The sequence below is a fragment of the Rhodococcus sp. S3 genome, from assembly GCF_058211795.1.
In genome coordinates this window covers 51,736-75,973 of the sequence record NZ_CM177074.1, presented here as the reverse complement: position 1 = coordinate 75,973, position 24,238 = coordinate 51,736, and the positions used below count along the sequence as shown (strand labels likewise).

Annotated in this window: 20 protein-coding genes; 12 read left to right on the top strand and 8 right to left on the bottom strand. The window is 67.0% G+C overall.

The window, feature by feature from the left end; translation table 11 throughout:
- Positions 1 to 63: 63 nt before the first annotated feature.
- Positions 64 to 633: a TetR/AcrR family transcriptional regulator gene (locus AC0LPE_RS00355; protein ID WP_443209143.1), complete on the bottom strand. Its 570-nt coding sequence runs from the start codon at positions 631 to 633 to the stop codon at positions 64 to 66.
- A gap of 59 nt (positions 634 to 692) precedes the next feature.
- On the opposite strand from AC0LPE_RS00355, the gene AC0LPE_RS00350 reads away from it, so the two are divergent.
- From AC0LPE_RS00350 to AC0LPE_RS00330, 5 genes are all read left to right on the top strand, one after another.
- A complete protein-coding gene (locus AC0LPE_RS00350) occupies positions 693 to 1,721 on the top strand; it encodes an FAD-dependent monooxygenase (protein ID WP_490605403.1) in 1,029 nt (342 codons plus the stop codon).
- Positions 1,722 to 1,815: 94 nt separating this feature from the next.
- The gene (locus AC0LPE_RS00345) at positions 1,816 to 2,133 is read left to right on the top strand and encodes a hypothetical protein (protein ID WP_490605402.1); all 318 of its coding nucleotides are present in this window, start codon (positions 1,816 to 1,818) and stop codon (positions 2,131 to 2,133) included.
- On the top strand, positions 2,134 to 4,497 hold the full coding sequence (locus tag AC0LPE_RS00340) for a WXG100 family type VII secretion target (RefSeq protein ID WP_490605401.1): 2,364 nt from the start codon (positions 2,134 to 2,136) through the stop codon (positions 4,495 to 4,497).
- Between the two features lie 131 nt (positions 4,498 to 4,628).
- The gene (locus AC0LPE_RS00335) at positions 4,629 to 5,318 is read left to right on the top strand and encodes a hypothetical protein (RefSeq protein ID WP_231781327.1); all 690 of its coding nucleotides are present in this window, start codon (positions 4,629 to 4,631) and stop codon (positions 5,316 to 5,318) included.
- On the top strand, positions 5,242 to 5,631 hold the full coding sequence (locus tag AC0LPE_RS00330) for a YbaB/EbfC family nucleoid-associated protein (protein WP_490605400.1): 390 nt from the start codon (positions 5,242 to 5,244) through the stop codon (positions 5,629 to 5,631). The genes AC0LPE_RS00335 and AC0LPE_RS00330 overlap by 77 nt, the downstream gene beginning before the upstream one ends.
- A 123-nt stretch (positions 5,632 to 5,754) precedes the next feature.
- On the opposite strand, the gene AC0LPE_RS00325 is transcribed toward AC0LPE_RS00330, so the two are convergent.
- From AC0LPE_RS00325 to AC0LPE_RS00305, 5 genes are all read right to left on the bottom strand, one after another.
- Positions 5,755 to 7,872 (bottom strand): catalase, encoded by a 2,118-nt coding sequence (locus AC0LPE_RS00325; RefSeq protein ID WP_490605399.1) that lies wholly within the window; start codon positions 7,870 to 7,872, stop codon positions 5,755 to 5,757.
- Positions 7,873 to 7,969: 97 nt separating this feature from the next.
- Positions 7,970 to 9,451 carry a carboxylesterase/lipase family protein gene (locus AC0LPE_RS00320; protein ID WP_490605398.1) on the bottom strand — a complete coding sequence of 494 codons (1,482 nt, stop codon included), beginning with the start codon at positions 9,449 to 9,451 and terminating at the stop codon, positions 7,970 to 7,972.
- Between the two features lie 136 nt (positions 9,452 to 9,587).
- Entirely contained in the window at positions 9,588 to 10,244 is a 657-nt protein-coding gene (locus AC0LPE_RS00315) for a superoxide dismutase family protein (RefSeq protein ID WP_490605397.1), read from the bottom strand.
- An 86-nt stretch (positions 10,245 to 10,330) separates the two neighbouring features.
- On the bottom strand, positions 10,331 to 11,077 hold the full coding sequence (locus AC0LPE_RS00310) for a Clp protease N-terminal domain-containing protein (RefSeq protein ID WP_490605396.1): 747 nt from the start codon (positions 11,075 to 11,077) through the stop codon (positions 10,331 to 10,333).
- Positions 11,078 to 11,187: 110 nt separating this feature from the next.
- The gene (locus tag AC0LPE_RS00305) at positions 11,188 to 12,609 is read right to left on the bottom strand and encodes a wax ester/triacylglycerol synthase domain-containing protein (protein ID WP_490605395.1); all 1,422 of its coding nucleotides are present in this window, start codon (positions 12,607 to 12,609) and stop codon (positions 11,188 to 11,190) included.
- A gap of 221 nt (positions 12,610 to 12,830) precedes the next feature.
- Between AC0LPE_RS00305 and AC0LPE_RS00300 the strand changes: the two genes are divergently transcribed.
- The 7 genes from AC0LPE_RS00300 (at position 12,831) to AC0LPE_RS00270 (ending at position 20,814) form a co-directional block, all read left to right on the top strand.
- Positions 12,831 to 13,886 (top strand): ABC transporter substrate-binding protein, encoded by a 1,056-nt coding sequence (locus AC0LPE_RS00300; RefSeq protein WP_490605394.1) that lies wholly within the window; start codon positions 12,831 to 12,833, stop codon positions 13,884 to 13,886.
- A 21-nt stretch (positions 13,887 to 13,907) separates the two neighbouring features.
- Positions 13,908 to 15,257: an LLM class flavin-dependent oxidoreductase gene (locus AC0LPE_RS00295; protein WP_490605393.1), complete on the top strand. Its 1,350-nt coding sequence runs from the start codon at positions 13,908 to 13,910 to the stop codon at positions 15,255 to 15,257.
- Between the two features lie 29 nt (positions 15,258 to 15,286).
- On the top strand, positions 15,287 to 16,174 hold the full coding sequence (locus AC0LPE_RS00290) for an ABC transporter permease (RefSeq protein WP_085468681.1): 888 nt from the start codon (positions 15,287 to 15,289) through the stop codon (positions 16,172 to 16,174).
- On the top strand, positions 16,150 to 16,872 hold the full coding sequence (locus AC0LPE_RS00285; protein WP_085468680.1) for an ABC transporter ATP-binding protein: 723 nt from the start codon (positions 16,150 to 16,152) through the stop codon (positions 16,870 to 16,872). The genes AC0LPE_RS00290 and AC0LPE_RS00285 overlap by 25 nt, the downstream gene beginning before the upstream one ends.
- Before the next feature lie 72 nt (positions 16,873 to 16,944).
- A complete protein-coding gene (locus AC0LPE_RS00280; protein WP_016691117.1) occupies positions 16,945 to 17,661 on the top strand; it encodes an SOS response-associated peptidase in 717 nt (238 codons plus the stop codon).
- Between the two features lie 67 nt (positions 17,662 to 17,728).
- A complete protein-coding gene (locus tag AC0LPE_RS00275) occupies positions 17,729 to 18,988 on the top strand; it encodes a glycosyltransferase 87 family protein (protein WP_490605392.1) in 1,260 nt (419 codons plus the stop codon).
- A 164-nt stretch (positions 18,989 to 19,152) separates the two neighbouring features.
- A complete protein-coding gene (locus tag AC0LPE_RS00270) occupies positions 19,153 to 20,814 on the top strand; it encodes a catalase (protein WP_160877031.1) in 1,662 nt (553 codons plus the stop codon).
- A 75-nt stretch (positions 20,815 to 20,889) separates the two neighbouring features.
- Here AC0LPE_RS00270 and AC0LPE_RS00265 read toward each other — a convergent pair whose 3' ends face one another.
- Positions 20,890 to 21,888 carry an MDR family oxidoreductase gene (locus AC0LPE_RS00265; RefSeq protein ID WP_490605391.1) on the bottom strand — a complete coding sequence of 333 codons (999 nt, stop codon included), beginning with the start codon at positions 21,886 to 21,888 and terminating at the stop codon, positions 20,890 to 20,892.
- A gap of 46 nt (positions 21,889 to 21,934) precedes the next feature.
- Entirely contained in the window at positions 21,935 to 24,217 is a 2,283-nt protein-coding gene (locus AC0LPE_RS00260) for a heavy metal translocating P-type ATPase (protein WP_490605390.1), read from the bottom strand.
- Positions 24,218 to 24,238: the final 21 nt, after the last annotated feature.

Below are 24,238 nucleotides of genomic sequence, written 5' to 3'. Positions count from 1 at the left end.
AGCCTGCCCTATTCTCCCGCCCACCTGCGGAAACGCAGCCGTAACGCACCGGAATCGCGGGCGTCACCCGGCTGTGGGTAGCAACATCTGCACCATTCGGGACACGCCGTCGCGCGGGTCCGGTCCGTCGTCGTGCGAGGTGCAGCGATGCAGGATCAGTCCGTCCAGGTAGTCGATGAGAACCCGCGCGGCGGTGGCGGAATCGTCGACGCCGAGGCCCGCGAGCACGGTTCCGATCCATCCGCGCAGTTCGCTGCGGCGGGTCTCGACCCCGGCACGCAGTTCCGGCGTCGCCATCGCCTCGACGAACATCGCAAAGCGTGCGCGGGTTCGCACGAGGTCGTCCCCCGTCACGAACATCACATATCCGTGCATCAGGTCTTCGAGCTCACGCGCGTCGCCCGGCAACGCGGCGCCGATCGCGGCGAGCTGGACCCGGTCCCGCTCGAGGAGCCTGTCGAGCACCCCTTCGACGAGAGCCTGGCGGGTGCGGAAGTAGTTCGACGTGGAGCCGGCCGGCACACCGGCGATGGCATCCACGCGGCGGTGGGTGAGGGCGCGCAATCCTTCGGTCCCCACGAGTTCGATTGCGGCGTCGAGGACGGTGGCGCGTTTGTCGGTCACGAGAGGCATTCTACGAGGATCACTACAGGGGTAGTGACTGTCCACTACATACGTAGTACCGTCATGACATGACCGTGAAGCCAGGCAGTGCAGCGATCCTCGGCGGCGGAATCGGAGGGCTCACCGCCGCGAACACCCTCCTCCGCCACGGATGGCACATCGACGTGTTCGAACGATCTCCGGAGCCTCCGCGCACCGGCACCGCGCTCGGGATGTGGCCTCCTGCCCTGGCCGGACTCGAAGTTGCCGGCGTCGGCGGACGGGTGGAACAACTCGGCGTGACACAGCGCTCCGCGACGCTCAGACGCTGGGACGGTGTGGTGCTCGCCCACGTCGGGGACCTTCGCCGGGCACCGGTCATGGTTTCCCGGCCCGCCCTCCTCGACATCCTGCTGTCCGGCCTCCCCGACCACATCGTGAAGTTCGACGCCCCCGCGCCACCGCTCACGGCCCTCGCCGGATACGACGTGATGATCGGCGCGGACGGAATCGGCAGTGCAGTACGCGACGAGGTGTTCGGTCCGGCCTACCGGCCAGTGCACACCGGGTACGGAGCGTGGCGCGGCTGGGTCGGCGGCTCCACCACGAACCATGGAGAAACCTGGGGTCCCGGCGCGCTCTTCGGAATCACCGACCGCGACGGCGACCTCACCAACTGGTTCGCCGCCGTCCGCACCACCGAAGGCACCGGCGGCACCCTCGACGACCTTTACGGCCGCTTCCACGACTGGCACCCCGGCGTACGCGACATCCTCGGCCGCCTCGACCCCGACGACGTCATGTACCACGACCTGTACGAATCCCCCCGCCTCCCGTCGTACGTCCGCGGCAACACCGCACTGATCGGCGACGCGGCGCATGCGATGGCACCCAACCTCGGCCGCGGCGCATGCGAAGCAATCGTCGACGCCACGACACTCGCGACGCTGTTGTCCGAGCATCCGGTACCGGTCGCTCTGCAGCGCTACGACCGTGCCCGTCGACGCCGCACCCAGCTCCTCGTGCCCGCGTCACGGGCGGTCGCCAGGATCGCGACCGCGTCCCGGCTGGCATCTCTCCGCGACTCCTCCATCACAGCATTCGGCCGCATCGCCTGAAACGTTCCGATAATCACCCGGTCGAGGGAACCGATCGTCACGCTGCTGCGTCCAACCCTGATGGAACGTCTGCCGGACAGGAGTTGGTGAGCTGATGTCAGCGCTGAAGGTCGACCCGGACTCGTTGAAGAGCCTGGCCCATGCCCTGGAGGGAGAAGCCGAGACCATCTACGCGTTGGAACCGTCCGCGGCGCTCGAGTCGGTAGCGGGCGCGATGCCATCCTCAGCGGTCGGTGGTGTCGCCGGACGCGCGGGAGCACCACTCGACACCGCCTACCGCGCTATGGCCAACTGCCTGCGACGCATGGCCGAGGCCACCGAAGCGGCCGCACGGAACTACGAGGTGGCCGAGGAGGAATTCGGCCGCCAACTCGCGGCCGTCGGATCCGACTTCGAAGGAAAGTCCCTGTAGATGTGGTCTCCTTCCGCGATCCGCTCGCTCGATCCGGCTGCGCTCACCACGGCTGCCGACGCGGTCGAGTCCGCAAACAACACATTCCGGGAGTCGACCCACCGCGTCGACCGGGATGTGGACGCCACATTCGGTGGATGGGACGGTGAAAGCGGGGCGGCCGCCGCGGCACGTGCGTGGAGTGACCGGGTGGCCAGCCAAGGCATCAGCCGCGCTGTCAGCGAGCAGGTCGACGCCCTCCGCGACGCTGCGAACACGCTCACTCCCGCCCGCGCCACCGTCGTCGGAATCGTCGACAATGCGGTTGCAGCCGGCTTCACCGTCCACGACGACGCGCGGGTCGAGGCACCCCGAACCCACACGGGCGACGCGCAGACCGACCTCGTCGTGCAAGCGGGTCTCGACGACACCGCCATGAACTTCGAGGTCCAACTGAAATCGGCGGTGCGCACATTCGACGAACTGGATCGAGACGCCGCCGCCCGACTCGAGCAGGTCAGCATCCGACTCTCCACGTTCGGCGGGGAATTCCGTTCCCAGAACACACATTCCATCGATGCTCCGGACGGTGCTGCCGACGCTGCGCTCCTAGCATCCGGGGCTGCACGCGATACCGATCTCGAACGCATCGGACGCACCCTGTCGCTACCGTCGGGTGCGAGCATCGAGTACCTCGACGCCTTCTACAACAGCCTCGACGAGGACGAACTGGCGAACCTGCACGAGACGTACAAGACATGGGAAGCCGAAGGCAAGCCCGACGCGGCGCGCTGGGCCGACGGTCTCGGTAACGGTCTGCTCATTCTGTCGAATCCCGAATACGGCGGGTCGTGGGAGTCGGTGCCGCAGGACATCAGGGACACCATTCGATACGGCTACGAGCCCGACCCGAACGCCGAGCATCCCCGTGAACCACTGGACCGGCTGGATCGACTCGGCGCGATACTCGGCGATGCCAACCCGCAGTATCGACCCGGCACCGAGATGGGTATCGAGATGAGCCGGGTCGCCGGATACATGGCGGGCATCCCCACCTATGCCGATCCCCACATCGTCCCCACCCCCGACCCTTCCTATTACGACCACATGGCAAGCACATTCCTCGACGTCGCCACCCGGAACACCGACACGTCGTATCACCTGCTCACCGGCACCGACGTCGACGGCAGCCCTGCGGACTTCAGTAGGGACGAGGTGCTCGTTCCGCTGCTCACCCGCGAATGGGCCGACGACGGAGCAACTCTGGCCGGCCTGACGGAGTGGATCGCTGCCGACGCGTTGCCCGCCGACCCGGGTGACCCCGCAGCAGTAATCCGAGCCGAACGTGCGGGCGAGGCAGCATTCGGCTTGGCCGAGGTGTTGTCTGCGCCGGAATCGGAGTGGAACTCCGACAACAACTTCAACCGTTTCCTCCATATGCCGGGTGCCTTCCGGGAAGAAACCGACCTGACCATAGGTGACGTCAATCCTGTTGCTGTCCGTTCCTTCGCGACCGCCCTGTCACCGTTCGTCGGCGACATGGTCGGTTCCGTCGACGACGCCACCGCCACCAGCGGCTTCGGTGAACTCGGCCCGGTCCCGGCGACGCGCGTATTCACCCTCATGAACACCGACCCCGCGGCAGGTGCCCTTCTCAACGGTGCAGCAATCGCGCAGGCCACCGATTTCGACCGCCGGTTCGCTCTCGAACAACTCGACGGTGTGAACAAGTACAGCTACGGAACGTATTCGGGCCGGTTGCAAAGCCTCGTCGAGGTCGGTTTGAGCAGTACCTACGAGAACGAGAAGCTGGTCGAGCAGGCTGCGATCGACAACCGGAACCAGTCCAGAGCAGACGCGTATGCCGTGGCCCAAACCCTCGTCACCGGTGCGGTGACGGCGTTGCCGGGTGGCGTGGTCACGGGTCCGCTCGTGTACTCGACAGGGGTTCTGCTGCAATCCGAAATCGTCGATGCTGAAGGGCAATACGTGGGGCATCCGTCGGGGGTCGAGGGGTTCGATTCCGAAATGTATCTGACCGAGACAGGTGCCGAGAATACTCGGAGATACAACATGCTCAGCTCGCTGGTGGATTCGGGAGCCATCGACACAGCACAAGTGTCGCCAGGCTGGTTGACCGACGGCTCTCTCGTTCCCCGCGATCTCATGGAAGGACGTTTGTTGAGCGATCAAGTCCCCGATCTACTCCACGAAGCCGGGATCGAAAGTTCGGCTCAAACCGAGTACTTGCGCATTTCGAACTCGGGAGCAGGCGACCTTCGAAATATCGTCTATGCAGACCAACGCAATGGCGAACAAGGATTCCGAGACGTACTGACCAACAATGTCGTCCCGTCCGGCGGTGAACGGTGGAACTACTCGTGACCAAGAATCGATTCGACCCAACTGAACGAACCGGACCTCCGCCCCTCTACATCATGCTGCTGACTGTGGTTCTCGCAGCGGCATGTGCATCGCCCGAATCACCTCGAGTGGATACGGAGGGAGCTACCCAGTTGACCTCCACCGAATATCAGCCGCCCGAACAGGTCCGAAATACCACGTTCGTGTGGTCCGCAGAACCCGACGTCGACCTGTTCGATGAACGCGGCAGGTTGATTCGCGCAGCACAGGAATCGAAGATTATCGCCTACTACGCAGGAATCGATGTCACATACCCGGGCTTCGCCGAGGCGCTCGATCCACACTACGCAATCGGGATCAGTACAACACTGCAGACATCTCTCGCTGGCACCATCCGCGCACATATCCTCGAAATCAACGACATACACGAGGGATTCAAAGCGACCATCTGCAGTCAAGAATCGAATTTGGCCACACGAGTACGCGATGAGGACTATCGGATCAAGGTTTTCTCCGGCCGTGAAGAGTTTGTGGAATTCGGCCCGACAACCGAAGCGCACCGCCACGAAAAATGGATGCAACGGCACGAACCACCGCGCCCCGCGCCGGAAACACAATACTTGTCGGCGCTCCCCACCTCTGAGCATCGATGGTCTGCCCCAACGGAAGATCTGTTCACCGGAACGGGACTGACAGTCACCTTCGGCTCCGACCTCGGCGAGACGATGCATCGCTGCGAGGAGTGGGGTCGCAGTATCGAACCCGATGTGCCGGACAGAGGGTCCGAGCTCATCATCTCCCCCACCCCACCCGAAACTCTCCCCGCCTACCCGGGCTGGTGAGAAAGGAACCATGTTGACGTATCCGGAAGAACTCTCTGTCACCGTCAGGCGCGTGCAGGACACGATCGAACGGATAGTAGGCAACGGATCGGTCCACGACATCCGTATCAGCGTCACCCCGACCGGCCGCATCGTCGCCCTCGAGATCCCGCCCGAGGCGTACAACTGGTCGCCGGACGTGCTCGCGACTCGCATTACCGCCGCCCACGACCTCGCATCCGCGGACGCCGACGAGCAGGCCCGCTACGCGCGCGTCGAGTTGGCCGACGACCCGCGTATCCGGCGCATCGTCTCTGGGATCGGGCAGCGCTGACCTCGAGGTGAACGGCCCGTAAATAACAACTGGCCGCAGCGATAAGAATCAGCTGCGGCCAGAGGTAACGAAAGAATAACTTGGGGCACCCGAACTTCGGAAGACGAGCTCAGGTGAGGTCTGTCACACGGCGTCTCGATCCCACACGCGGTGTGTACCCAGCAGCTCCAGCACCTGCGCGACGGCCGTTTCGGGTCCGTCCACGATCTCGACACCCGGTGCCTTCAACTCTTCCAGTGCCGCCGCACCGGCGCCCCACGCGGCCAGTGCCTTGTGGTGCCGGAACATCTCGTCGACGAGGATCCGGACCCGCGTGTCGGGGACGGTCGTCGCCATGATCACGGCGTCGAACTCGATCGAGCGGGCCGTGAGGAAGGTGCGCGAGATCGGCACGACTCCGCCGAGCATCCCGCCGTGGGGGGCGACGACCAGCGGGACGCAATCTGCCGCGTCCACGGCCTGCACGGCCGCGAGCACCTGGTCGACATCGGTGGTGTCGTCGGCGACGATGCCGATCAGACGACCCTGCACAGGCCACGTCTTGCCGACCTGCGCCAGCGCGGGGCTCTGCGGGAGATCGGAGACCTCGACGGTCGGCTTCGGAGCGGGCAGACCGAGACCGGCGGCCACCTTCTCGCACAGCCCGGTGTCGATGTTCGCCAGGATCTGCAGCTGCCGTTCCTTGATGGACTGCTCGTAGCACTTGCCCAGCTCGAAGGTGTAGGCGTAGGCCACGTGGTCCTGTTCGATCTCCGACAGGCTCAGGTAGAACTGGCGGACCTGCGTGTAGTGATCGTCGAACGACCGGGAGACCTCACGCTCCTTCTTCGCCGCCGGCACCTCCACCGGCAGGTCGACGAAGGCACCCTCGGTGACACCGGCCATGAACGGGCATCCCGCGTCGAGCGAGTTCGGCTTGTACGGAGCGACACCCGTGTGAACGGCGTGCTGATGGAAGCCGTCACGGAACATGTCGTTGACGGGAGCGTGCGGACGGTTGATCGGGATCTGCCCGAAGTTCGGTCCGCCGAGTCGCGTCAGCTGGGTGTCGAGGTAGGAGAACAGACGGCCCTGCAGCAGCGGGTCGTCGGTGACGTCGATGCCGGGGACGAGGTGGCCCGGGTGGAAGGCGACCTGCTCGGTCTCGGCGAAGAAGTTGGTGGGGTTGGCGTTGAGGACCATCGTGCCGATGATCTGCACGGGCGCCAGTTCCTCGGGGACGATCTTGGTGGGATCGAGCAGGTCGATGCCCTCGAAGGTCTGCTCCGGGGTGTCCGGGAAGACCTGCACACCGAGATCCCACTCGGGGTAGGCACCGGCCTCGATCGCGTCGGCGAGGTCGCGGCGGTGGAAGTCGGGATCGAAGCCGTTGATGAGCTGGGCTTCCTCCCACACCAGCGAATGCACGCCGAGCCGCGGCTTCCAGTGGAACTTCACCAGCGCGGTATCACCCTCGGCGTTGACCACACGGAAGGTGTGGACGCCGAAGCCCTCCATCATGCGGTAGGAGCGCGGGATGCCGCGGTCGGACATGTTCCACATCGTGTGCGCCGTGGCCTCGGTGTGGAGCGAGACGAAATCCCAGAACGTGTCGTGAGCGCTCTGTGCCTGCGGGATCTCGCGATCCGGGTGCGGTTTGGCCGCGTGGACGACGTCCGGGAACTTGATGGCGTCCTGGATGAAGAACACCGGGATGTTGTTGCCGACGAGGTCGAAAGTGCCTTCCTCGGTGTAGAACTTCGTCGCGAAGCCACGAGTGTCGCGCACCGTGTCGGCCGAGCCACGGGAGCCGAGCACCGTCGAGAACCGCACGAACACCGGTGTCTCCACGTCCTTCTGGAGGAACTGGGCACGCGTGATCGAGCTGGCGGCGCCCGTCGCGCGGAAGACGCCGTGGGCACCGGCGCCGCGGGCGTGCACCACGCGCTCCGGGATGCGTTCGTGGTCGAAGTGGGTGATCTTCTCGCGGAAGTGATGATCCTGCAACAGGATCGGACCACGCCGGCCCGCCTTGAGGGAGTGGTCGGTATCCGTCAGCCGCGCACCCTGAGCCGTCGTCAGGTACTCCCCCTGCTGGGCACGACCGCGCGGCAGATCCGCGGGAGTGCCGGTGGCCGTCCTGACCTCGGGCTCGGCCTGGTCGGGCTTGGGCTCGGGCGGAGTCGTGGGCGTCGTGGGTTCCTCCACGGGCGGCACGGTGGACGAAGGAACACCGGGGATCTTCGGGGTGTCGGCGGGCATGGGAACTCCGATTCGTGTGCTGTCGTCTGTCGAGTGGATATCCGGGGCTGGACACGTCTTTCCCACGACTACCCGGGACGACCGAGATCAAACTCGGTCAGCGAATTCCGTCCCACAGCGTCCGCAGATCGGCTTCGTGGTCGTCGACGGTCCCGCACGTGTCGCCGAAGAGCATCTCGGTGCGTTCGTCCCCGTACGGCGGCCATCCTGGCGAACCCGTGGTCGCGAAATCCACCCATGCCCGGTGCATCCGCGTCGCCAGCTCCTGAGGAGGTGCGGAACCCGCGAGGGCCGCGGCCTGAGGGAGACGGAGATTGTCGAACACGAAACCGATGTCGAGTGCGTGGGTCGCGCCGAGCCGGCCGTCGAACAGCGGCGACTTCCAATCGAACCGGTAGACATGGGTTTCGGCGCCGTGTGCGGCCCGCGCCTCCGCGACCCGGAGCACCGGGATGCGGTACATCCAGTCGCGCACGATGTGCATGGCCGTATCGCCGGGACGAGCATCGGGCCGAGCGCGACGGTAGGCGTCGAACGCCTCCGGATCGGTGAGTCCGTAGGCGGCGACGAGTCCGCGCGCAGCGGCCTCGTCGAGCAGTCCGTCGACCCCGAAGGGCACGAAGAACAACGTCATCTCGTCGTCGTTGTGGCCGATGAGCACATCGACGTCGGATCCCGCGCCCTTCCCCACGAGATCGATCGGCCGGCCCGGGAGCACGGTCCCGTCCACGCACGGTTCGAAGGCCATCGAATCGGTGGCGATCTCACCCCAGGTCGCCGGGTCGCGCTCACCGCGGCTCCGGGCCGTGAGACGTTCCTGCGCGTCGACGAGCACCTTCGGATCGATCCCGGCGAACGCCGCGCGGGTCGGGGCGACGCCGAGCATGTCGCCCAGCGCACCGGCGACCGTCCGCGCGGTGCCGGCCGACATCACCGAATGTCCGGCGCCGCTCTGGGCGATCGCGCGACGGAACAGCCCGCGCGCGGCGGGCATCGCCAGCAGCGAGACCACACTCATCGCCCCTGCGGATTCACCGGCGATCGTCACGCGGTCCGGATCGCCGCCGAAGGCCGCGATGTTGTCGCGGACCCATTCGAGCGCGGCGACCTGATCGAGGAGACCGCGGTTCGCCGGCGCGTCGTCGAGGAGCGCGAATCCCTCTGCGCCGAGCCGGTAGTTGATGCTGACGAAGACAACACCGTCGCGCGCGAAGTTCGCACCGTCGTACAGCGCCACCGCGCTGCTGCCGTGCACGAACGCGCCACCGTGGATCCACACGATCACGGGCAGCGAGCCCGAGAGATCGGGACTCCACACGTTGAGGCCGAGGACGTCCTCGCCCGGGATCGACGGTTCGTGCAGGAGCCGGTCGATCGGCGGGGCGTACGGCGCCTTCGGGGCGGTGGGACCGAACTCGGTCGCGGGACGCACGCCGTCCCATCGGGGAACAGGTGCGGGCGCCGCGAATCTCATCTCACCGAAAGGTGCGGCGGCGTACGGGACGCCCTTGAAGACGGCGGTGCCGCCGACGGTCGTACCGCGTACTCGGCCGCCGGTGGTGTCGACGACGGGTTCCATCCACGCTCCTCCTTCACCGGTTCCGGCGTCAGCATGGCACGGAAGACGTTCGCTCGAACCCGATTCGCGGCACGAGAACGGTCCGGCGGGTTGTCGTCACCCACCGGACCGTCGGGTCGTCACTGCGTCGTTCGGGTCAGAAGTCCTCGTCGATGCAGGCGAGCCGGTCGCCGGCCTGCCCGGCCTCACCCGGTGCGGTCATGGTGTGCTGAGCGTGGAGCACCACCGAGTTGGCCTCGCCCTCGCGGAACTCCCAGTCGACGGTCGTGGACGCCTCGGCATTGCCCTGCGCGTCGGTGGTGATGTCGAGCCAGATCTCGTTCTGCGGATTGGCGTAGGCGGGATCGGTGGACGGCGAGTCGGGGCTCGCCGCCGGGTCGACCTGGTTCTGGTAGTGCGGTCCCGAATCGGACGGGTTCGGCCCGCACGGCTGCGTGTGGACGTGCGCCCCGAAATCCCGATCGGGTTGCAGACCCATCACCCTGAGAGTGACGGTGGTCCGGCCGTCCTCCTCCTCGGATTCGACGTCGAAGGTCGCGCCGACCGGCACGGCCGCTTCGTCGTAGGTGAAGGCGTTGTCGTCGTCGCCTCCCTCGTTCGGGAGACCGAAGGCGTCGCCGCTCATCCCGGGCAGCGGCGTGGGCATGGAGTCGGTGGTGGTGGTCGTGAGCGAAGTGGGTGGGGTCTCGACGGTGGTCTCGGTGTCGGTGGACGAGTCGTCGCTGCTGCACCCGGCGGCCACGAGCGTGGCGACGGAGAAGCCCGCGACGAGACATGCGTGGCGTGTGTTCATGACTTCGACATACCCCGAGGGGGCCGTCGGCGAACCTGGTCGCAGGGAACGTGCCCGCGCCGGGGGCGCGCAGGTCCTGCCCGGTGCTACGTCCCGGCCTCGCCGTCCTCGGCCTTCTGTGCCTCGACGATCGCGGCGAGATCCTCCGCGACCTTCTTCTCCACGGCGCTCCTGCTCACGCCGGCCGTCGAGAGCACACCGTCGCCGTTCTCGAGTTCGAGGAGCGCGAGGAGGATGTGTTCGGTGCCGATGTAGTTGTGCCCGAGGCGCAGGGCTTCGCGGAAGGTCAGTTCGAGGGCCTTGCGGGCGCCCGCGTCGTACGGGATGAGTTCGGGGACGTCGCTCGACGGTTCGGGGAGCGTCGCCACCGCGGCGGAACGCAGCGCCGCGAAGTCGACATCCTGGGCCGCGAGTGCGCGCGCGGCGAGCGACTCGGTGTCGACGAGCAGACCGAGGATCAGATGGACGGGCGTGATCTCGGGGCTACCCGTGGCACGCGCTTCGTTCATCGACGCCATCACGGTGTTCTGCGCGCGCGGTGTGAATCGCGAGAACCCCTGCTCGGGGTCGAGGTCGTTGTCGCTCTTCGACACGAACCGTTTCTGCGCGGCCTGCTTGGACACGCCCATGCTCCGGCCGATCTCGGACCACGACCTGCCGGACCGTCGGGCCTGGTCGACGAAGTGCCCGATCAGGTGATCGGCGACCTCACCGAGGTGGTCGGCCGCGACGACGGCATCGGACAGTTGCTCGAGCGGATCGTCGTGGACCTTCTTGATCGCGTCGATGAGGTCGTCGAGCCGGATGGGATGGGAAGGACGAATGGGTTCCATGCGTCAACTCTAAGTTGACGCATGGAACCCGTCAACCATGAGTTGACGATCATGAGCGTTCCCGCCGAGCAACACCGCCCGGCACCCCGGTGCGCGATTCCATCGACCGATCAGGCGTGCGAGGTCGTCGTAGCGGACAGCGTGGTCTCGATGCGCGTGCCCTCGCCTCCCACTGCGAGCACGTCACCGAAGCCCTTCACCAGCGACTCGACGAGGACGGGCAGGTCGGGGACGGCGGCGGAGTCGGCGTTGATTCCGATGCAGCAGTGGTTCGTGTGCGACATCAGCGTGATGTTGACGGCCGAGCCGACGGTGGGAGCGAACGGGTAGTACCTCAGCACCTCCGCCCCGGCCATGTACAGCGGGATCGGCGAACCCGGGACGTTCGACGCGAGAAAGTCGATGTGCTCGAGGATCCCACCCAGCACACCGGCCGGGAGCACGTTCAGCACACCCGCGATGGCGGACGAGAGCGGCACGGCCGGTTCGTCCCGCCACGACCGGACGATCCGGTCCACCCGGTGCATCGACGCGACCGGATCGGCGACATCGAGGGGAAGAGCGAACCGCGCCAGGGTGATCCGATTGCCTCCGATCGCGTCGCCCTCACGCCGGAGACTGATCGGCAGCGTCGTCCTCAGTTCGGCGACCTGCGCCCCGTGCCGGGAATGGTAGTGCCTCAGCCCCAGCAGGATTCCGGCCAGGAAGGCATCGTTGAGCGAGGAGTCCGCTGCCCGTCCGGCCCGCCGCAGAGCGTCGAGCGGCAGATCGAGGGCCGCGACCTCCCGAACCGTGCTGCGGCCGACCATCACCGGGGACAGCGTCGTGAACACCGGCTGCACGAACCGGGCCGTCGAACGGGCCGTGTCCACCACGCTGCGCAGCGCCGCGACCGGATTCGTCACCGACCTCAATCCGGAACGCACGAGCCACGGCACACCCCTCCCCACCATCTCGCCGGCCGTCGAGAGGTACCAGCCCATGGAATCGGCGAGATCCGATGCCGGAGCCGAGGTCGGCGGATCCTCGGGCAGCGGCCCGCGGTCGGTACCGTCGCGCTCGAAGTCGACCATCTCGTTCGCGATCTGGATGCCACCGATGCCGTCGGTGAGCGAGTGGTGCACCTTGAGAACGATCGCGGCGCGACCGTCGTCGAGGCCGTCGACGATCGTCGCCTCCCAGAGGGGACGGTCCTTGTCGAAGGCCGACATCACCGCGGCGCGCACGAGCGGGAGCACGGCGTCCAGTCCCCCGGGATGCGGGAGCGCGATGCGCCGCAGATGCCAGGACAGATCGAAGTCGGGGTCGTCCACCCATCGCGGTGGGGTCCGCCCGAGCGGGGATTCGACGAGCTTGCGACGGAAGCTCGGCACCGCACGTGTTCCGCGCTCCATCATCCGGACGAAACGCTCCTGGTCGGGTGACCGGTCGAGCAGCGCCACCGCGACGATCGTGGACCGCAGGACCGGGTCCTTCTCCATCCGCCAGGACATCAGATCCGGCTGCGACATGTGCCGACCGTCCGCACCCATGCGCACCACCTCCCCGCCTCCGGTTCTCCCTCGCACGGTAACCGCCGCGATGTGCGGATACCGGCGATATCGGCCCGCGAACAGCACCGATGGGCCGGATCGAGGACCTTTCGCTCACGCTGACGCAAACCCTGGTCCCCCGCCGACGGATCGCACAGGATCGGTGACGACTTCGACGCCGTCGAAGTTCGCTCCCCTGTAGCCAGAACCGTGAGGAAGTCATGCCCCGTCTACGTCGTGCCGGATCGACGGCCATCATCGCGCTCCTTCTGACCGCGGTCGCGGCATGTAGCTCCGGTTCCTCGGACGACGGCCTCGCTTCCGACAGTGCGCTGCCCATCGAGATCCCGGCGGGCACCAAGCTCGTCATCGCCGACCAGGGTGAGCGGCAGCTGTCCCTCCTCACCGGCTCCGGACAGCTCGACGCGCTGCCGTTCGAGCACGAGTTCGCGACCTTCCAGGGCGCACCCGCGATCCTCGAGGCCTTCCGCGCCGACGCGGTCGACGTCGCGTGGGCCGGCGAGATCATGACCGTCCAGTCGCTGGTCGCCGGTGACGACGTGCAGGTCGTCGCGGCCATGCAGACGAACAACAGCCTCAACATGGGCATCGCCCCGAACGCTTCGGACATCACGACGCTCGCGGACCTGAAGGGCAAGCGCATCGGCTACGCCGAGGGCACCTCGCAACAGGCCTTCGTGCTCCGCGGCCTCGACAAGGCCGGCCTGTCGGTCGACGACGTCGAGCTCGTGTCGATGTCGCTGCCGGACTTCCCGGACGCACTGCGCTCCAACCAGATCGACGCTGCCCCGATGAGCGAACCGGTCTTCTCCCGCTACATGCAGACCCCGGGCGCGACGTCGCTGCCGCGCCCCGAGATCGAGGACCTCAGCGAAGGCATCTCGTACCTCTACTCGAGCAAGAAGGCCCTGTCCGACCCGGCGACCGCCGCAGCGGTCCGCGCCTACGTCACCGCGTACATCACGTCCGTCGACTGGGCCAACAACAACCGCGACGCGTACATCGACACCTACTTCGTGAAGAGCCAGGGCCTGACGGCCGAGGACGGCGAGCGCATCCTCGACACCTCCGGGATCACCACCTTCCCGCACCTCGACGAGGAGCTCATCGCGACCCAGCAGCACACCATCGACGTGATCGATGCCGCCGGTGAACTGCCCAAGCCCGTCGACGCCGCCGACGCCTTCGACCTGCGCTTCGACGAGGTCGTCACCGAAGCGGTCGCCGAGACCGGCGCCTCCCACACCCGCAGCTGACCTTCCGAGGGGAAATCCGACATGACGAACCGCCAGCTCAACCTCAACGCCTTCATCTACCCGACCGGCCACCACGAGGCCTCGTGGCGCCACTCCGGCAGCGTGCCCGAGCGTCTCTACGACGTCACCTACTTCCAGGAGCTCGCCCGCCTCGCGGAGAGCGCGAAGCTCGACGCGGTCTTCTTCGCGGACGGTCCGGCCCTGCGCACCGAGGTGAAGTACCGTCCGGACTACGGCCTCGAACCGATCACCACGCTGGTCGCGATGGCCACGGTCACCACGCATCTCGGGCTGATCGCCACCGCGTCGACCACCTATTACGAGCCCTACAACCTCGCCCGGTTGTTCTCCTCGCTCGACCACATCTCCGGTGGCCGCGCCGCCTGGAACATCGTCACCACCGCGACCGACGCCGCAGCGGCGAACTTCGGGTACACCGAACACCCCGACGTGCACGAGCGGTACGCCCGGGCACGCGAATTCGTCGACGCCGCGATCAAGCTGTGGGATTCGTGGGAGGACGACGCACTCGTCCTCGACAAGGCCGCCGGCGTCTACGCCGACCCGGACAAGATCCACCGCATCGACGTCGAGGGTGACTACGTCAAGGTGCGCGGCCCGTTCGGTTCGGCCCGCTCCCCGCAGGGACGACCGGTGCTCGTGCAGGCCGGCTCCTCCAACGACGGGCGCGATTTCGCGTCGACCTACGCCGAGGCGATCTTCACCGCGCACCAGCGCATCGAGGACGCCCAGGCCTTCTACACCGACATCAAGACCCGCGCAGCGGCATTCGGGCGCAACCCCGATCACGTGAAGATCCTTCCCGGCCTGAGCCCGTTCATCGGTGCGACCGAGGCCGAGGCGAAGGAACTGCAGCGCGAGTTCAACGAGCTGACCATCGTCGAATACGGCCTCGGGCAGCTCCAGAAGATGGGCCGCATCGACGTGTCCCGACTCGAGCTGGACGAGAAGGTGCCGGTCGAGTTGTTCGCCGGCGCAGGCGACATCACCGACAACGACAACAGCCGCCGCCTGGTCTTCGCGAAGATCGTCGAGCGCGAACAGCCGACCCTGCGTCAGCTGCTGCACAAGCTCGCCGGCGCACGCGGCCACAACGTCGTCGCGGGCACGCCGGTGCAGATCGCCGACATCATCGAGGAGTGGTTCACCAACGGTGCCGCGGACGGCTTCAACATCATGCCGCCGCAGTACCCGCAGGGTCTCGAGGCGTTCGCTTCCCAGGTAGTGCCGATCCTGCAGGAGCGCGGCCTGTTCCGGACCGAGTACACCGGCACCACGCTGCGCGACCACTACGGTCTGCCGCGTCCGGAGAGCCAGTACGCACGCGAGCTCGCTGCCGCCGGCGTCTGACCGACCGAACCGACGAAAGGACTGGAGCCATGAGCGTCTCCGTCGAACCCCGGCGTTTCGGCAGTGGCCTGGCCGGTGACGCCGACACCGACCAGAAACCCGATCCCGGCGCGACGGCCGACCTGTCGCCGCGCACGACCCGCAGCCGCCTCGCCCCGGGCAAGCCGATCAAGTTCGGCCTGGCGATCGGCCCGGCGCTGCTGCTGGTGGCATGGATCGTCACCTCGGCCACCGGGGTGCTCGATCCGAAGACCCTCTCGGCGCCGTGGACGGTCGTCACCACCGCATGGGAACTGATCGGCGACGGACGACTGCAGTCGAACCTGTGGACCTCCGTCCAGCGCGCCCTGATCGGCGGGGTCATCGGTGTCGTCCTCGGACTGGTGCTCGCACTGGCCGCCGGCCTGTCGCGCATCGGTGAGGCACTGATCGACGGCCCTGTGCAGATCAAGCGCTCCATCCCCACCCTGGCGTTGATGCCGCTGGCGATCCTGTGGTTCGGCATCGGCGAGGAGATGAAGATCCTGCTCATCGCCCTGTCGGTGTTCGTCCCGGTCTACATCAACACCTATTCGGCGCTGCGCGGCATCGACGCCCGCTACGTCGAACTGGCCGAGACGCTGGATCTGTCCCGCGCCCGGTTCGTCCGGCGCATCGCCCTGCCGGGGGCGCTGCCCGGTTTCTTCACCGGCCTGCGCCTGTCGGTGACCATCGCATGGCTGGCCCTGGTGGTCGTCGAACAGGTCAACGCCTCGAGCGGCATCGGCTACCTGATGTACCAGGCCCGCAACTACGGCATGACCGAGATCATCATCGTCGGACTGGTGGTCTACGCGATCCTCGGATTCGGCAGCGACCTGCTGGTCCGTGCGGCAGAGAGGAAGGCGCTGGCATGGCGCAGGACGATCGGCAACTGACCGTACGCACCCGGGGCCTCAGCCGCGGCTTCGACGGCCGGGCGGTGCTGAACAACATCGACCTCGAGATCGCCCCCGGCGAGTTCGTGGCACTGCTCGGCCGCAGCGGCTCGGGCAAGAGCACCCTGTTGCGCGCCCTGGCCGAACTCGACCACGGCGTGCCCGGCTCGGGCACCCTCGAGGTGCCGCAGAAGCGGGCGGTGGTCTTCCAGGACTCACGGCTGCTGCCCTGGGCTCGGGTGCTCGACAACGTGATCCTCGGTCTCGACGGTGACGACGCCGCCGAGCGCGGCCGCACCGCCCTGGCGGAGGTCGGGCTCGCCGGACGCGAGAAGGCATGGCCCACCGAGCTGTCCGGTGGTGAGCAGCAACGGGTGTCGCTGGCGCGGTCGCTCGTGCGCGAACCCGAACTGCTGCTCGCCGACGAGCCGTTCGGTGCCCTCGACGCACTGACGAAGATCAGGATGCACGGACTGCTGCAGGAACTGTGCGCCAAGCACCGGCCCGCCGTGCTGCTCGTCACCCATGACGTGGACGAGGCCATCGCTCTCGCCGACCGCGTGCTCGTGCTCGACCACGGCTCGTTCGCCGTCGAACTGACCATCGACCTGCCCCACCCGCGGGCCGATCATGTCGTCGAGATCGCGGAGTACCGCCGCACCCTGCTCGAGGCACTGGGAGTCGAGGTCTCCGTCTGAGCAATCCGCTCCGGAGCGACCGATGAGAGAGAATCGAATCGTCGCTCCGGAGTCGCCGACGGGAGATGCATCGTGTGTGGACGCTATGCCAGCACCAGTACCCGCGGGGATCTGCTTGCGGCCTACGACGCCGTCGAGGCCGTGGGTGAGGAACTGCCCCCGTCGTACAACATCGCGCCCACCCAGCGCGTGAACGTCGTGCTCGAGCGAGCGCCGCGCGAGGAACCGGACGCCGAACCGATCCGGATCGTGTCCTCGCAGATCAAATGGGGACTCGTGCCGTTCTGGGCGAAGGACCCGAAGATCGGGTCACGGATGATCAACGCCCGCTCCGAGACCATCACCCAGAAACCCGCCTTCAAGGCGGCCGCGGCGAAGCGTCGGTGCGTGCTGCCGGCCGACGGGTACTACGAGTGGATGAAGGGCGAGGACGGGAAGAAGATCCCGTTCTTCCTGCACGCGGACGGACCGATCTCCATGGCCGGGCTCTACGAGCTGTGGCCGGACCCGGAGTTGCCGGAGGACCATCCCGACCGCTGGTTGTGGACGTGCACCGTGCTCACCCGTCCCGCGACCGACGCCGCCGGGCACATCCACGAACGGTCGCCGGTGATCCTGCCCGACACCTTTGTCGATCCGTGGCTCGATCCCGAGCTGAACGACCGCGACGACGTCGACGCCCTGCTGAATTCGATTCCCGAACCGACCCTCGAACCGTACGAGGTGAGCACCGCGGTCAATTCGCCTCGGAACAACAATCCCGACCTGCTGCGACCTGTCGATTCGTGACATTCCGACCGTATGGCGTTCCCCACGTCGGACCGGAACGATTATCGGAATTGACTAAAGTTGCTGGGTGCGACAATCACGGCAGACTCCGATCGGTTCGACGACGCCTCCGTTCCTCACCGGACATCGCGGTACCGCCGTCGCGGTGATCGCGTCGCTCGTCTCCGTGGGTGTGCTCGTCGCGATCCTCGTCCGGAGCGAACTCATCGACTTCCTCGTCTACCGGATGGGCGCCCGGGTCCTGCTCGACGGGGCCGACATCTACGGGCAGATGCCTCCGGTGACCGACGACTTCGCGTTGCCGTTCACCTACCCGCCGCTGTCGGCGATGCTCTTCGCTCCCCTGGCGCTGATCCCCGTGACGTTCGGCAAGATCGTCTTCACCCTCGTTTCGGTCGCCGCGCTCGTCGTCACCCTGCGGGTCGTGCTGGACCGGCTCCGTCCGGACTTCGAGGCGCGGACGGCGTGGATCGTCACGGCGGTCGCGGTCGCCGGAGCGCTGTTGCTCGAACCCGTGCGTGAGACCATCTCGTTCGGGCAGATCAACCTCGTCCTGATGGCGCTCGTCGCCCTCGACGTCCTGGTGAAGACCCCGAAGTGGCCGCGCGGAATGCTGATCGGACTGGCCGCCGCCGTGAAGCTCACGCCCATCGCGTTCCTGCTGCTTTTCCTGCTGCGACGCGACCGGCGGACCAGCGCCACCATCCTCGCGTCGACCTTCGGGTTCACCGCCCTCGCGTTCGCCGTGATGCCCGCGACCTCCGCGAAGTACTGGCTGGACACCCTGCCCGACACCGGCCGGATCGGCGCGGCGTACTTCGCCACCAACCAGTCCTTCAAGGCCGTGATCTCCCGCTTCGGACCGCCCGAACTCATGGGTTCCGTGCTGTGGCTGCTCGCCGTCGCGGTGATGCTGCTGGTCGCGGTGGTGGCCATCCGCCGTGCCCTCGAGCAGGGCGATCTCGTGCTCGCCCTGTTGGCGAACGCGACGGCCGTGCTGCTGGCGTCGCCGGTGTCGTGGTCGCACCACTGGGTGTGGGTCGCGCCGGCACTGCTGGCCCTCGCACTAGCGGCGGGGCGCGCAACCGATGCGCAGAGACTCACCGCGATCGCCGTCGGCGTCACGCTCGTCTTCCTGATCGGCCCGCACCACCTGTTCCCCACGGGAGGCGATCTCGAACTCGGCTGGGCCGCATGGCAGCACCTGCTCGGCACGCTCTACGTCACGGCCGGATTCGGATTCCTGCTCTGGCTCGCCTTCGGTCGGCGGACCGATCCGGACTCCGCCTCACCGAAACAACTGCCGAACGCGGAGACCGCGAGTTGATCGTGTAGACGGTGCGCCGGTTGTCGGGCATCCGGGTTGTTGTTCGCGAAAGGCCGACGAGAACCCGGAAAGAACGTAATAGTGAGAGGATGTCGCCCCCGCACAGGACGGTCGACAACTCGATTACGAGAAAGCCCATCAACTGCATCCGAGGGGAGAACACCGTGACCGATGTTTCGTCGCAGGGCCCGGCCCGGAGAGACGACCGACGTGTGTTGACGAACCGCCAGGGCCATCCCGTATACGACAACCAGAATCAGAGGACGGTGGGCCCACGCGGACCCGCGACGCTGGAGAACTATCAGTTCCTCGAAAAGATCAGCCATTTCGATCGAGAACGCATTCCGGAAAGAGTGGTGCACGCGCGCGGTTTCGTCGCCTACGGATATTTCGAAGCCACCGGGAAATGGGGCGATGAACCCATCACGAACTACACGCGCGCGAAACTCTTCGCCGAGCCGGGGAAGCGGACCGACGTCGCCATCCGGCTCTCCACGGTCATCGGTGGACGCGACTCGTCGGAAACCGCCCGCGATCCGCGAGGTTTCGCGGTCAAGTTCTACACCGAGGACGGTAACTGGGATCTTGTCGGAAACAACCTCGCGGTCTTCTTCATTCGCGACGCGATCAAGTTCCCCGACGTCATCCATTCGCTGAAGCCCGACCCCGTCACTTTCCGGCAGGAACCCGCACGCATCTTCGACTTCATGTCGCAGACCCCCGAAGCGATGCACATGCTGGTGAATCTGTTCAGTCCCCGGGGCATTCCGGCCAACTACCGGACTCAGCAGGGCTTCGGGGTCAACACCTACAAGTGGGTCAACGCCGAGGGCGTGACACACCTCGTGAAATACCATTGGATTCCGAAGATCGGTGTCAAGAGCCTGACCGAGGACGACGCGGCGGCCATTCAGGCGCACGATCTCGGGCATGCCAGCAAGGACATGTACGAGGCCATCGAGCGCGGTGACCACCCCGAATGGGAACTGCGCGTACAGATGATGAGCGACGACGACCATCCGGAGCTGAACTTCGATCCCCTGGACGACACGAAGGTCTGGCCGGAGAACGAGTTCCCCGCCATGCCGGTCGGCAGAATGGTGATCGACCGCAACGTCGAGAACCACTTCCTCGAGAACGAGCAGATCTCCTTCGGCACCGGCGTCCTCGTCGACGGACTCGACTTCTCCGACGACAAGATGCTCGTGGGACGCACGTTCTCCTATTCCGACACGCAGCGTTACCGGGTGGGGCCCAATTACCTGCAACTTCCGGTCAACTCGGCGAAGAACGCCCACGTGGCCACCAATCAGCAGGGCGGACCGATGGCATACGGCGTCGACGATGTCGGCGACAACCCGCACGTGAACTACGAACCGTCCATCACCGGCGGTCTGCGCGAAGCCGAGTTCCCGACTCACGACGATCAGGGGCCGGAAATCCGGGGTCGTCTCACGCGCAAACGTATTCCGCGTACCAACGACTACGAGCAGGCCGGCCAGCGCTACCAGCTCATGGAGCAGTGGGAGAAGGACGACCTGGTGAAGAATCTCGTCGGCGGTATCGGGCAGGCCGTCCGCGAGGTGCAGGAGCGGATGGTGTGGCATTTCTTCATGTGCGACGACGAGCTCGGACAACGCGTCGGCGACGGACTCGGTATCAGTGCCGACGACGTACGGGATCTACCGCCGTTGCAGAGCCAGACCCTCGATGAGGACGAACTGCAACGCGCAGCGAATCTCGGCAAGAACGGTCCCCGTGATGTGACCGGATTGCAGATGACGCATTGCGTGCCCAACGAGCGCGAGGTCCACGCGTCCTCGTAGCGTCCGTCCGTCTCGGCCCCGGTGGGCAGTCACTTGTCGAAGTGGCTGCCCACCGGTCGTTCTCCGGAACCGTTCTCAGGCGGTGACGTCGACGACCACCCGGCCGCGCACCTTGCCCGCCAGGATCTCCTCTGCGAGTCGCGGGACGTCCGAGAGCGGTTCGACCCGCGACAGCGAATCCAGGGTGCTCGCAGGCAGATCGCGGGCGAGACGATCCCACGCCGACCAGCGCAGCGGAGTCGGCGCCATCACCGAGTCGACGCCCAGCAACGCGACGCCGCGCAGAATGTGCGGCATCACCGTGGCATCGGGCATCGACGGTGACTCCGTGAGACCGCACGCGGCGACCGCACCGCCGTAGCGGATCTGCGACAGCACGTTCACGAGCGTCGAACCGCCCACCGCGTCCACCGCGGCATCCCAGCGTTCCTTGCCCAGGGGCCGGCCCTTGCCCTGCAGTTCGGCACGGTCGACGAACGACGACGCACCGAGTTCGCTCAGGAAGTCGTGGGTCTCGGGACGGCCGGTCGCGGCGACGACCGTGTGTCCCGCGGCAGCGGCGAGCGCGACGGCGATCGACCCGACGCCACCGGCCGCGCCGGTGACGAGCAGTTCCGCGTCGGATGCGATCCCGTACCGTTCGAGCGCGTCGAGGCACAGGGCGGACGTGTAGCCGGCGGTGCCGATGGCCATGGCGTCGCGGGTGGAGAAGGCGTCGGGGATGCGCACGAGCCACTCGGGCTTCACGCGCTGGCGCCGGGTGTACCCGCCCGACTGGGTCTCGGACAGACCCCAGCCGTTGACGACGACGCGGTCGCCCGGCTTCCAGTCGGGGTTGCTGCTCTCGAGGACGGTGCCGGCGAGATCGGCTCCGGCGACCAGCGGGGTGCGTCGCGCCATCTTCTGCGGCCCCGCGATCACGAGACCGTCCTTGTAGTTCAGCGACGAGTACTCGACCTCGACGAGAACATCGTGGTCGGGAAGGTCGGCATCGGTCAGTTCGCGGAACTGTGCCACCTGGCCGTCGTCGGTGTCGTCGACGACCAGGGCACGGAAGGAGGACGGCTGTGTCATGGATCCGATCCTGACAGGCCGCCCTCCTCGCTGCAGCCGAAAGCGGTCAGGCCGCGTGGGCGCGGAACCGTCGCAACCGCAGGCTGTTGGAGACCACGAAGACCGACGAGAACGCCATCGCCGCGCCGGCGAGCATCGGGTTCAGCAGGCCCGCGGCCGCCAGCGGCAGTGCCGCGACGTTGTACGCGAACGCCCAGAACAGGTTTCCCTTGATCGTCGTCAACGTGCGGCGCGACAACCGGATGGCGTCGACCGCGACCATCAGGTCGCCGCGGACCAACGTCAGGTCGCTCGCCTCGATCGCGACGTCGGTGCCGGTGCCCATCGCCAGGCCCAGGTCGGCCCGGGCGAGCGCCGCGGCGTCGTTGACACCGTCGCCGACCATCGCGACCACCGCGCCCTCGCGCTGCAGTCGCTCGACCACGTCGACCTTGTCGGTGGGCAGCACGTCGGCGATCACGTCGGCCTCGTCGATGCCGACCTCGGCCGCCACGGTGTGGGCGACGGCGGCGTTGTCCCCGGTGAGCAGGATCGGACGCAGCCCGAGTTTCCGCAGTTCGGCGATTGCCTGCGCGGAGGTCGGCTTGACCGCGTCCGCGACGACGACGATGCCACGGGCCTTCCCGTCCCAGCCGACGGCGATGGCCGTGCCGCCGGACTTCTGCGCCTGCTCGAACGCCCGCTGCAGCTTCTCGGAGAGGTGCTGCGACCAGTCGGCCAGCAGCGTCGGACGACCCACCAGCACCGCGCGGCTCGTGTCGCCGTCGACGAGCACTCCCTGGACACCGAGACCCTCGACGTTCGTGAAGTCCTCGACCTCGGGCAGACCGCCGAACCTGTCCGCGGCCGCATCACCGACGGCACGTGCGATCGGGTGTTCCGACGCCGACTCGAGTGCCCCGGCGTACCGCAGCACGTCGTCGGCGTTCTCCCCGTCGTCGGCGACGACCTCGCGCAGGGTCATCCGGCCGGTGGTGACCGTGCCGGTCTTGTCGAGGACCACGGTGTCGACCGAGCGGGTCGATTCGAGGACCTCGGGTCCCTTGATGAGGATGCCGAGCTGGGCGCCGCGACCGGTACCGACCATCAGCGCGGTCGGGGTGGCCAGGCCGAGGGCACACGGGCAGGCGATGATCAGCACGGCGACCGCCGCGGTGAAGGCCGCCGCGGGCCCGTTGCCGGTGCCGAGCCAGAAACCGAGTGTGCCGGCGGCGATCAGCAGGACGATCGGGACGAAGATGCCGGAGATCCGGTCGGCCAGGCGTTGCACCTGGGCCTTGCCGTTCTGGGCGTCCTCCACCAGCTTCGCCATCTGCGCGAGCTGGGTGTCGGAGCCGACGCGGGTCGCGCGCACCACGAGTCGTCCACCGACGTCGACCGTGCCGCCGACGACACTGTCGCCCACACCGACCTCGACGGGAACGGATTCACCGGTCAGCATCGACGCGTCGACTGCCGACGTGCCCCGTTCGATCACACCGTCGGTGGCGATCTTCTCGCCCGGCCGCACGACGAACAGATCCCCGACCGCCAACTGCTCCACCGGAACCCGGGTCTCGGTGGTCCCGTCGAGTCCGAGGACCGCGACGTCCTTGGCGCCGAGTTCGAGCAGGGCACGCAGGGCAGCGCCGGCGCGGCGCTTCGATCGTTGCTCGAAGTAGCGTCCGGCGAGGATGAACGTTGTGACACCGGCCGCGGCCTCGAGATAGATGTTGCCGCTGCCGTCGCCCCGCGCGATGGTGAACTCGAACGGGTGGACCATCCCCGGTTCACCCGCCGTGCCCCAGAACAGGGCGTAGACCGACCAGCCCAGGGCGGCAAGGGTTCCCAGCGACACGAGGGTGTCCATGGTGGACGTGCCGTGGCGCAGGTTGATCCACGCCGCCCGGTGGAACGGCCAGGCACCCCACACCACGACCGGCGCGGCGAGGGTGAGGGAGAGCCACTGCCAGTTGGTGAACTGCAGGGCGGGGATCATCGCCATCGCGATCACCGGCACCGTCAGGATCGCCGAGACGACGAGTCGGTGGCGAAGCGCCGCAACAGGATCGGCTTCAGGCACGTCATCGGACCGGTCCGTTGCCCGAGCGGGTGGTGGCGGCAGTGCGGCACCGTAGCCGGCCTGTTCGACGACCGTGACGAGTTGCTCGGGTGTCATGTCGTCGGGGTAGGTGACCTTCGCCTTCTCGGTGGCGTAGTTGACGGTCGCGGTGACGCCGTCGAGCTTGTTGAGTTTGCGCTCGATGCGATTGGCGCAGGATGCGCAGGTCATGCCGGTGATGGCGAGTTCGATCGATTCGGCGGCGACCGGCTGACTCTGCGTGGTCATGTGTGTCTCCTCGAAAAAGGG